Source organism: Stakelama flava (genome assembly GCF_019351405.1).
Lineage (GTDB): Bacteria > Pseudomonadota > Alphaproteobacteria > Sphingomonadales > Sphingomonadaceae > Sphingomonas > Sphingomonas flava_A.
Map to the genome: position 1 here is coordinate 111,117 of NZ_JAHWZX010000011.1, position 10,642 is coordinate 121,758.

The 10,642-nt window shown below is 62.2% G+C and carries 8 protein-coding genes and 1 pseudogene; 4 read left to right on the plus strand and 5 right to left on the minus strand.

Going from position 1 to position 10,642, the window contains the following annotated elements:
• The first annotated feature begins 38 nt into the window (after nt 1–38).
• The gene (locus KY084_RS12305; RefSeq protein ID WP_219238768.1) at nt 39–3,767 is read left to right on the plus strand and encodes a YadA-like family protein; all 3,729 of its coding nucleotides are present in this window, start codon (nt 39–41) and stop codon (nt 3,765–3,767) included.
• A 67-nt stretch (nt 3,768–3,834) separates the two neighbouring features.
• Here the strand turns inward: KY084_RS12305 and KY084_RS12310 are convergent, their stop codons facing one another.
• The 3 genes from KY084_RS12310 to KY084_RS12320 form a co-directional block, all read right to left on the minus strand.
• Nucleotides 3,835–5,916 (minus strand): TonB-dependent receptor, encoded by a 2,082-nt coding sequence (locus tag KY084_RS12310; protein ID WP_219238769.1) that lies wholly within the window; start codon nt 5,914–5,916, stop codon nt 3,835–3,837.
• 95 nt (nt 5,917–6,011) lie between these two features.
• A complete protein-coding gene (locus KY084_RS12315) occupies nt 6,012–6,422 on the minus strand; it encodes a hypothetical protein (protein ID WP_219238770.1) in 411 nt (136 codons plus the stop codon).
• 143 nt (nt 6,423–6,565) lie between these two features.
• Nucleotides 6,566–6,841 carry an HU family DNA-binding protein gene (locus KY084_RS12320; RefSeq protein WP_219238771.1) on the minus strand — a complete coding sequence of 92 codons (276 nt, stop codon included), beginning with the start codon at nt 6,839–6,841 and terminating at the stop codon, nt 6,566–6,568.
• A 502-nt stretch (nt 6,842–7,343) separates the two neighbouring features.
• Here KY084_RS12320 and KY084_RS12325 point away from each other — a divergent pair.
• Together KY084_RS12325 and KY084_RS12330 are read left to right on the plus strand one after the other, a co-directional pair.
• Nucleotides 7,344–7,532 carry a hypothetical protein gene (locus KY084_RS12325; RefSeq protein WP_219238772.1) on the plus strand — a complete coding sequence of 63 codons (189 nt, stop codon included), beginning with the start codon at nt 7,344–7,346 and terminating at the stop codon, nt 7,530–7,532.
• Between the two features lie 404 nt (nt 7,533–7,936).
• Nucleotides 7,937–8,299, plus strand: a complete 363-nt coding sequence (locus KY084_RS12330; RefSeq protein WP_219238773.1) for a hypothetical protein — start codon at nt 7,937–7,939, stop codon at nt 8,297–8,299.
• 595 nt (nt 8,300–8,894) lie between these two features.
• Here KY084_RS12330 and KY084_RS16370 read toward each other — a convergent pair.
• Both KY084_RS16370 and KY084_RS12335 read right to left on the minus strand, forming a co-directional pair.
• Nucleotides 8,895–9,152 carry an ATP-binding protein gene (locus tag KY084_RS16370; protein WP_246587094.1) on the minus strand — a complete coding sequence of 86 codons (258 nt, stop codon included), beginning with the start codon at nt 9,150–9,152 and terminating at the stop codon, nt 8,895–8,897.
• Nucleotides 9,149–10,288 carry a histidine kinase dimerization/phospho-acceptor domain-containing protein gene (locus KY084_RS12335; RefSeq protein WP_343228010.1) on the minus strand — a complete coding sequence of 380 codons (1,140 nt, stop codon included), beginning with the start codon at nt 10,286–10,288 and terminating at the stop codon, nt 9,149–9,151. Before KY084_RS12335 ends, KY084_RS16370 begins: the two co-directional genes overlap by 4 nt.
• A gap of 180 nt (nt 10,289–10,468) precedes the next feature.
• Between KY084_RS12335 and KY084_RS12340 the strand changes: the two are divergent.
• Nucleotides 10,469–10,642 (plus strand): annotated as a pseudogene (locus KY084_RS12340) (IS701 family transposase); the annotation flags it as partial.

The following is a 10,642-nucleotide window of genomic DNA, read 5'->3' on the forward strand; positions in this document are numbered from 1 at the left end:
GATCTACAATCAAATATGGATTTGGCGTATGCAGCGCCGTGCTCGCAGCAGCAACCATGCTGCCGTGTGCCAATGCCCAGACAGCCACGCCCAATCTGGTAAGCGCATGTTCGGGCGTCAGCCTTCCGCGATCCGCGGTCACCGATATCATGAGCCCCGTCATCACCGGCGTGGCCGATCCTGTTCAGGGAACGGTCAATTCGCTGCTGGGTGCTCTGACGCTGGTGGGAATCGATCCACTCAGCATCGACACCACGCAATTGCTAACCGATGCCGCGAACGGTGATCCGATTACGCTGCGCGTCCTCAACACCGACGGTACGATCGTAGGGCCCACCGATCGGTGCGACCTGCAATCGGACTCCTATTCGCTGGATACCGAAGGGGGCATTTCCATCGGTGGCAACCGCATCACCGGGTTGGGAACCAATGGTCAGGATGCCGTCGCGGGAGAAGAAAATTCGATCGCTTTCGGCAACCTCGCTACTACGGATGCGACTGCGGTCAATTCGATCGCGATGGGCACCAGCGCCAGCGTGGGTGCCAATGCAACCGGAGGGTTGGCATTGGGATCGGGCAGCAGCGTGACCGCCGCCAACAGCATTGCGCTCGGCGCGGGCAGCGTCGCGGATCGCGGGCCGCTTACCGGATATACCGCCTTCGGCCTGTCGGGGACGCAGGATTCGGCAGGAGAATTGTCTGTCGGCGTGATTGGAGCGCCGCGCCAGATAACCAACGTCGCGCCGGGCTCTTCGCCGACCGATGCGGTCAACGTGGCCCAGCTGACGAGCGTCGCCGCACAGATCGGCGATGTCGCAGGCACCGCTGTGCTGTACGACACCGCGGCCCAGGATCAGGTCACGCTTGCCGGTGCGGATGGCACGACGATTTCCAACGTGGCGGAGGGGACGCTCTCGGCGGACTCCACCGATGCGGTGAACGGGAGCCAGCTTTACGCGACCAACAACCGGGTGGATGACAACAGCAGCTCGATCACCAACCTGACGACGAACATTCAGAACGGCGCGGCGGGTCCGGTGCAGTATAGCGATGCGGCGACCCCCGACCAAGCCAATGGCGGGACCCCGACCAACGACCTTGCGCTGGTCGGCGCGGCGGATGCGCCGGTCGGGCTGCACAATGTCGCCGATGGCGATGTGAGCACGGGATCGACCGATGCGGTCAATGGCGGCCAGCTCTTCGATGTGAGCAGCGGTCTCGACGCGCTGGCCGGACTTGCGGTGCAATATGACGATGCGGGCCAGACCAGCGTCACGCTCGGCACCGCCGGAACGCCGGTTGCGGTGCGCAACGTGGCGGACGGCACGCTCTCGGCGGACTCCACCGATGCGGTGAACGGGAGCCAGCTTTACGCGACCAACAACCGGGTGGACGACAACAGCAGCTCGATCACCAACCTGACGACGAACATTCAGAACGGCGCGGCGGGTCCGGTGCAGTATAGCGATGCGGCGACCCCCGACCAAGCCAATGGCGGGACCCCGACCAACGACCTTGCGCTGGTCGGCGCGGCGGATGCGCCGGTCGGGCTGCACAATGTCGCCGATGGCGATGTGAGCGCTGGATCGACCGATGCGGTCAATGGCGGCCAGCTCTTCGATGTGAGCAGCGGGCTCGACGCGCTGGCCGGACTTGCGGTGCAATATGACGATGCGGGACAGACCAGCGTCACGCTCGGCACCGCCGGAACGCCGGTTGCGGTGCGCAACGTGGCGGAAGGGACGCTCTCGGCGGACTCGACCGACGCGGTGAACGGGAGCCAGCTTTACGCGACCAACAACCGGGTGGACGATAACAGCAGCTCGATCACCAACCTGACGACGAACATTCAGAACGGCGCGGCGGGTCCTGTACAGTATAGCGATGCGGCGACCCCTGACGAAGCCAATGGCGGGACCCCGACCAACGACCTTGCGCTGATCGGCGCGGCGGATGCACCGGTCGGGCTGCACAATGTCGCCGATGGTGATGTGAGCGCTGGATCGACCGATGCGGTCAATGGCGGGCAACTCTTCGATGTGAGCAGCGGTCTCGACGCGCTGGCCGGACTTGCGGTGCAATATGACGATGCGGGCCAGACCAGCGTCACGCTCGGCACCGCCGGAACGCCGGTTGCGGTGCGCAATGTGGCGGAAGGGACGCTCTCGGCGGACTCAACCGATGCAGTGAACGGGAGCCAGCTTGCCGGTTTCGGAAGCAGCGTGGCGACCGCGATCGGCGGAAACACAGTGTATGATGCATCGCTCAACCAGCTGCTGACCGACATTGACTTTGAAGGCCTGAGCTATTCGAGCATTCAGGAAGCCGTTGCCGCAATTGATGCTTCGATCAGCGACGGTTTGGACAGCCCGTATTTCCGGGTGCAATCCGAGCGCGGCCCTGCCACGGTGAGTGCGCAGGACAGCATGGCGATCGGCCCGGAGGCGGAGGCGTCGGCAGCCAACAGCGTCGCGCTGGGTTCCGGTGCGGTAGCCAACCGGGGCGGGCAGGCCGACTATACCGCGCTTGGCCTTGGCACTCCCCAGACATCGGTAGGCGAGGTGTCCGTCGGCACACAGGGCGCAGAACGCCAGATCACCAATCTGGCGGCAGGATCGGCAGCGACCGACGCGGTCAATGTCGCCCAGTTGCAGGGCGTTGCCGACCAGGTGACCGCGATCGATTCTTCCAGCGTTCAATATGACGATGCCAGCCACAGCACGATCACGCTGGATGGCGGCACGGGCGGAAGTACGCTCACCAACGTCGCGGCGGCATCGTTGACGGAAGGTTCCACCGACGCGGTCAACGGCTCCCAGCTTTATCAGACCAACGTCAATGTCGCGAACAACAGCAGCGCGATCAGCAATCTTGCGAACAGCATTTCGAATGGTGGCACGGGACCGGTTCAATATTCGAATCCGTCCACACCTACCGTTCCTAACGGCGGAGTGAGGAGCAACGATGTAACTCTGGTGGGCGCCGATGACGGGTCTGTGGCGCTGCACAATGTCGGCGACGGTTCGATTTCGGCAGGCTCCACCGACGCGGTCAATGGCGGGCAGGTCTATGAGCTGGCGCTGACAGCGGTGAACGCGGTTTCCTATGACACCGACGACGATGGCAACCGAACCAATTCGATCACGCTGGAAGGCGGAAATGCGTCGGAAGCGGTGGAAATCCATAACGTGGCCGACGGCACCGTCGCGGAAGGATCGACCGATGCGGTAAACGGCAATCAGTTGAATGAAACCAATCAGGCCGTGGCAAATGCGCAGTCGACCGCAAACGCTGCGATGTCGAGGGAGCAGAATGCCGTACACTATGTGACATCCGCCCATAATGAGGTTGCCCTGGGCGGGCAGGATGCGGACAACCCGGTTGAAGTGCACAATGTTGCGCCCGGTGTTGCGGCGACCGACGCTGTCGATGTGCAGCAGATGAACGATGGTCTCGCCAGTGCGATCGATACCGCCAACAGCTATACCGACGCCCGGTTCGCGGCACTTGATTATGATATCAAAGACGTTCGCCGCGACAATTATGCCGGGACCGCAGGGGCGCTCGCTACAGCAGGCCTTCCGCAAGCCTATATCGCCGGCAAGGGAATGATCGCCATCGCGGGTGGAACCTATGGCGGAGAATCGGCCGTAGCGTTCGGCTTTTCGAAGGCGATGACGGACCAGCATAGCGTGGTGAAACTGAGCGGCAGCTATGATTCGCGCGGGCGGGCCGGGGCGTCCGCCGGGTTCGGCTATCAGTTCTGACAACGCTTGCGGGGGTGTCCTGCGCAGGACACCCCCGCTCACGTTTTCGGCGAAGTGCTCGCTGAACCTATATCCTCATACCTATTCGAACGAATGCCGATCGGCCGGGGGCCGGTAACCGTGCGCCCTCCGGCACGTCGGAATCGGTCACGCGATTATAGCCGGCAAGGTGTGGTGCATAACGTTTGTCGAACAGGTTCTCGACGCCCGCCGACAGGGTCACGCCTGGAATTGCGCCGAATTCGCCGGACAGGTTGAATATCGCATATCCATCGCTCGGTTCTTCGCCATTGGTGACCGAAACATGGTCCTGTTTGGCGTATCCCACGCCCTCGACCGTCAACGACCAGGGACCCGGAGCCCAGCTGAGGCCAAGCCGCACGTTCGGAGGTGCTATTCGGTAAAGATCGTCATCGATATCGCGTCGCTTTGCGCGAACATAGGTGGCGGTTCCATCGATCCGCAGCGGCCCCGCAATTCGAGTGCCGAAATCCAGATCCGCGCCATAGATTTCGGCATCGACATTGGCGAAACGCAACGGCGTGGAGTCGCCATTGACGTTTGCCACCATCTCAACCGGAGTGTCGATCGTACCCGGCGTATCGTCATAGGGTACGCCCTGCACATAATCGTCGATCCGGCGATAATAAACAGACGGGCGTGCGTAAGCGCCCCCGCTGCGCCAGTCGATCCCTGCTTCCGCTATCCATGCCGTTTCCGGCATCAGATCGACATCGCCGACATAGACATTTCCATCGGCCAGTCCGCCGCTCACCTTGATCGGCAGCCAGGAAAATCGTTCGACCGCATTGGGTACGCGCGTCTTCCTTGCCAGTGTCAGGCGGGGGGTAACATCGCCCTGCACCGACCAGAAGCGGGCGACCACATCGACCGTATCGTCGCGCCAGTCCCGATCGGCGGCGATAAATTGCTGGGCCAGCATCTGCGCGGCTTGCGGAAGCACCGGACCGATCAGCGGCGCACTCGCCGTCATCTCATGATGGTCGAACCGAGTGCCGACCTCACCTTCGACCGGGCCGAACGCTCCGCGCCATTCCAGATACGCGCCGACGCGGGTCTTTACGATGCCGGGGAGCGAATCGACATAGAATTGCGCGTTGTTCGGATTGGTTACGGTCGCGTCGCGATCATCGGTTTCGAAATCCGCGCCGAAGCCCAGATGACGTTCGGCCGAGCCAAGCGTAAAACTGGCATGGCCGGTGAAAGCGTCCGAAGACACGTTGGTGCGGCGATACATCATCGCTGAATCCGGGGCGCTGCGCAGGCTGTAATTGTCCATCGCGTGACGCACATTGGCATAGCCGAATGCGGTGTCGAGATGCAGCCGATCGGTCAGGTCCAGCCTGGCATGCATATTCGCGAACATGGTGTGGAAGAACAGGATATCCATCGGCAACGCGGGCGTTCCGGTATGGCCGGTATCCTGTTCGCGCAGCTCCAGATCGACCTGCCCCGCGGCGGTTCGCATTCCTGCCTGAACGCCATAGGTGTCGCGCGAATAGCTGGTGTCGCGAATGGTGCCATCGGGGAAGCGGCGGTCATCGCCTTCCTCATGCGATCCGATCACGCCGAAGCGGAACCGGTCGTTGGAAAGACCCGCAATGCCACCTGCCGACCAGCCATCGTCGACCGAGCGATAGCCGGCGGAAAGATCGGCATGCGGTTCGAACGAAGCGCCTTTCGAAAAATCGACCGTCTTCAGTTTTGCGTCGAATCCTCCGCCCAGACCGGGGCCATCGCGCACCGGTGAAACGCCGCGATCGACGGTGATACTGTCGACCAGCGGCAATGGGGCATAGTGCAACGGCGGATCCATTGCATTGGGGCTGCCGGTCTGAAACCGCTGGCCGTCGATACGGACCAGCAGCCGGTCGTTGGACAGACCGCGATATTGCAGCTGGCCCGACAGAGGACCATTCGCGGCGGCATCCGCACCGGGCAGACGCGCGGCGAGGCTCGCCGCGTCGGGCGTCAGATCGGCCTCGCTGGCTTCAACCGTGGCGTTGCCTTCATTATTCTGTCCGACGACGATGATGTCCGTCAGGGGATCGCTGGGCATGTTCTGCGCATGCGCGGCGAGCGGAAGGGCGAGTGCAAGCGTACTGCACCCGATTCGGCGAAAATGCATTACAGTTCCTTTCGTGCGGACGCGCCAGGCGCGCACGCGATAGCGGGATCACCCGCAAGACGGTTCGGGCGGCCAGGCGGCCGCCGGTTCAGCGTTCAGGCGAAAGGAAGTGCCGGTGGTCCCGTTTGCGGTGGCGGTGGGGCCGCCAAGCCCGCATGGCCGCGATCAAACGCGACATCGCGCCGCTCTGCGATATCGAGGGGGCGGGCGGCAATCGTCGGCGCCGGCGGCTCTGCCGGCGTATCGATGGCAAGACCCAGTGCGGCAAAGGGGCAGGGGTGGGAATGGCCGGAGGGATGGTGGCCTTTTCCATGGCGGCCATGGTCCATCGACTCCATGGTTCGCGTATCGGCGGTTCCATCGCATAGGGTTAGATAAACGCCATCGGCATGCACCGTTGGCATCCATCCCGAAGGGACAAGAACCCGCAGAAAAAGCGCGACCATGAACGTCGCGAAAAAGGCCGCCTTGAACAACGGCGATGCGGAAAAGGTCCGCTTGGTCATATCGCCCCACGGCAAAGGGGACGCCGGTCCGGGCCAGGGGCGCCGTACACGCGTGCGTATGCGTCAGCCAATGCCATCAAAGCGCGTATTGGTCATCATGCGGCGCGCCACGTCGACCAGGACGTGGCGCGCGCCGATCGGTTTCAGCCGTTCAGCCTGTCCTTCACCGCCTTGGCCGGGGTGAAGGCGAGCTTTTTCGAAGCCGCGATCTGAATGGTCTCGCCGGTCGAAGGGTTGCGGCCTTCGCGCGCCGCGCTTTCCTTAACCTTGAATTTGCCGAAACCGCCCACCGCGATTTCATCGCCCTTGGCTGCGGCATCGGTGATGGCGCCGAACACTGCGTCGACGATCTTGCGGGCATCCGCCTTGGCCAGGTCGTGATCGGCAGCGATCTGATCGGCGAGTTCTGCGGTGTTCATGAAAGTATCTCCTTTTGACGATGAAGTTGCCCATATGAGCGATGTCACCGCACGTCCAGCTTCGCTGCAATGTATTTGCTTGCTCTTCGAGGGCAGTGAGGCAAGTCCTGCGAATATCATAGCGACGGGTCGTGCCGGGAAACTGTTTATCCGGCGTCTGGCGCTATGTAAGGCGAGGCTGTGCTATCGAACGAACGCCAAGACTTCCGCGCCGTACAGGCACCTTGGTGACCCCTACGGTACCGGCTCGCTCGATGGTTTGACGATCGGAGGCTATCATGAGCCACTATGTTGGCTTGGGCGTGTCGCAGGAGATGGCGGCGATCTGCGCCATCGATGCATAATGGCAAAGGCTCTGTCGAGACCAGTGCGCTTCGATGCCGAAGCAGATTGAGATGGCGGTGCGCCATCGCGCTGGCGCCGAGGCGCGACTGGGTACCGAGACAAAACCAATAACGCGGTGGCTTGTTCATGAGCTGCGCGGCCGAGGATTCGATATTGTGTGTCTCGGTGCACGGCATGCACGCGCTGCGGCATCGGCATATTGTCGGTACTCGCCTATGTGAGCACGGTCGAGGATCGGCTCGGTTCCGACGATCTCGATCTGTCTGCGCGCACTGCGGACTTACGCCGCAGCATCTGGGGTCCGGGCGAACCGTATCGCTGCTGGGAGGATGGCCTGGCAGTCTGAAAAATTGCAATTCCATTTCGTCGGTGTGGCGAACGAATGCTTGCCCAATGGGGCGATGATGTGGGTGACTGCGTAAGAGCGCCTTGGCACCCTTCATCCGCAAGAGAGCCCGTTGTGGTCCTTGCAAGCATTTGGGCTTCGTATCAGATGTTGCGACGGCACTGCTGAGCGAGGAGAGTGGGGGGTAGTCCAGTTTTTGTTCAGCTTATTCGCTTTTGCTGGCTTGCCGAAGATATTCAACTACTCGGCCAAGATCCTGCTTGAGATATAAAACATCGGGAATGGAGGAGAAAGTGTCATTAACGTCCTGTAGCTTGCGCTGGATCGGTCTGGACGATCTAATACCATATTGCTGCAGTGGGAGAGGCTGCGACGAAGGGGGTTATGTGATCAGGCGCATTGTAATGGCGGGCGGTCTGGCGATCGCGCTGACGAGCGTGAGTTCGGCATTTGCGGCAGAGACGGTGACCTACACCTATGATGCCCGGGGGCGGCTGGTGAAGGTTGAGCATAGCGGCGCGGTCAATAACAATGTCAAGACCGAGTACAGCCACGATAAGGCCGACCACCGCGCCAATGTGAAAATCACCGGGGTCGCGGGCGACCCGGCCGTCGCCGCCGGCATTCATAATCAGGATTCCCCTGCCGTCGGGACGCCAGTCGGTGTCCTCCTGCAGTTCACGCAGATACTGGAGCAAACGCGCCCAGTGCCGGTTCCCACCGACCCGCGGCCGCCGCGTGGTCTCGGACTTGCAGAGCGCGTCTAGCACCGGGCGAAGGAAATCGCACACCGCCACGCGAGTGGTGCCTAACCGGCGGCATTCGTCCAACATGGCATGCTTCACGGTGCTGGGCGGAAGATCGTCCATGTCGGCGTAGGCGGGTAGGAGCTTAGCGATGTCCTCTCGGGTTTCTACATCCAGTGCGGTCCGGAGGCGGCGCCCGCCCGCGGCGTCTTGGGCCAAGCGGCTCTTCATAAGGGCGATCGCCTGCTCAAAGGCATCCTTTACCAGTAGCGGACGTTCGCCGGACCAAATCCGAACGACGTGGTTTGATCGAAAGCAGCCATGCGCCACGTCGCCGGCTTGATGGGCGGCAAAGCGCCCTAATTTCCGCCGTTCCTACTTCTGCAGCATATTCCCATAAGCGGTTATTCGCTGGAGTTGAGCTCGATGTGAATTTCCAGAGATGCGACGTGGACTGACATATTTTGATCTCTGGCTTGAGCATGGCTCCTCGACCCGAATAATCGCGAAAAGCGCGAATTCTCCACAGCCAGCGAATGGTGCAGATATATTGCATCAGTTTTGAAGCCGGGCACTCTCATTCTGCGCCGGACGGCTCTCGAACGTCCTGAAATCGTCACGCAGTGATGAAGCTTGGCAATTTCAATTCGAAAACGGCACCCGCTTCCGACACGACGAGCGACATTGCACCATCAGACGCTTCCAACAGCGAGCGGGCGATGGCGAGGCCGAGGCCGCTGCCGCCACGGGCACGATGCGTGGTGAAGAACGGTTCGAATATCCGCTCGCGATCGGCGGCAGGAATGCCGGGGCCGTTGTCGCAAATGCGTAAGCTCAGATGGCCTTGCGCGGATGCCCCTTCAAACCGGATCATGCTCGCCCCGGCCTGACGGCTGTTGCCGATAAAGGTGGAAAGCACCGCATCCAACGACGCTTCGGGGATGCTGACGGGGAAGCATTGTCGGGCAGGTCGACCAACACGTCAAAGCTGTCGTCGCTGTGCGCATCGACCAGACGGTGGAGGACAGCGCGAAGGTCGGTCGCGACGTCAGGGTCGACCGGGCTCATATCGGCGCGCGCAAGATCGAGCAGGCGGCTGACGAGCAGCGACAGGCGCGCTGCATCGGCATCGGCATTGTCCAGGAACCGCCGACGCTCCTCCGCCGACATCTCGTCTGCATGGTCGGACAGTATTTCGAGTGCGCCGCGAATGCCGGTGAGCGGCGTCTTGAATTCATGGCTCATCGCATGGGCGAAGTCGCGCAGATAGCGAGAGCGCCGGTCGATCGCCGTCGCCATCCGGCTGAAATCGGCATAGAGGCCCTGGATTTCGACTGCTGCCGTTTGCGGCGTTTCGGGGATGGTTCCGCGCCCCGATGCGAGCGTGCGGGTTGCGCGGCCAAGCGCTTCGATCGGCCGGACGATACCGCGCGACAGTACGCCGCTGAGCACGATCAGGATCGCGAGGATGCCGAATATGCCGATCAGGATCTTGCCGCGATCCTCGTACAGCCCCTTGAACAGGCTGCGCGCCGAACGCGAAAGCAATAGCACCCCGACCACATGACCGTTCACGACGACCGGCCGCGCATGATCGACCCGCACCGCGGCTGCGCGCGATAACCATTCGAAGCGATAGACCGCGCGATAATCAGCGTTCCTGCGAAGAACGGTGCGCGGCTTGCCGGAAAGCGCCGAGCGCACTTCGGGCAACGCTGCATGGCTGCCGCCGCGATCCGGGCCCGCAACGATGCGACCTTGCCGGTCGAGCAGCAGGATCGAGGAAAGGGTGGTTTGCTTGGTGCGGGCTAGGACCGGCGCCAGCCGCGCAAGGGCCGCGACGGCTTTGGGCGCCGGGCTTTGCCCCGTCTTTGCAGGTGGCGGTCGGTCGGGAAGGATCGGCGTGCTGCTGAGGTCGATGGTCGGCGGCTCCGGATGTACCTCGCCCGCTTCGACTGCCTGAGGTCGCGCGCCGGGCCAGGGCTTGCGCGGTAGCGGCAAGCGCCGCACTCTGCGCCACCAGTTCCGCCTCTGTCTGGCGAACCAGCGTGTTTTCATAGACGCGAAGGAACATCGCCGCGATGCCCGGCAGGGCCGCAACGGTGAACAGCGTCGCGAAGACGATGGTGCGCAGCCGCTTCCTATCATTACAGTTGCATATTGATTGGAACTCTGAATCAATAGGTTTCCATGGTGAGGAGGCCGTGGATGACGGGCGCATCAATCGAGACGACACTGGAGCTATGGGCAACGTCTTTGCGCGATGTGAAGGCGCGGATGGGCAGCCTGTTCACACAGGCTCGGGTAGCGGCATCGGCCAATCTGTTCCTTGATGGCCTGTTGGGTGATGAGCGGCGCAAGACG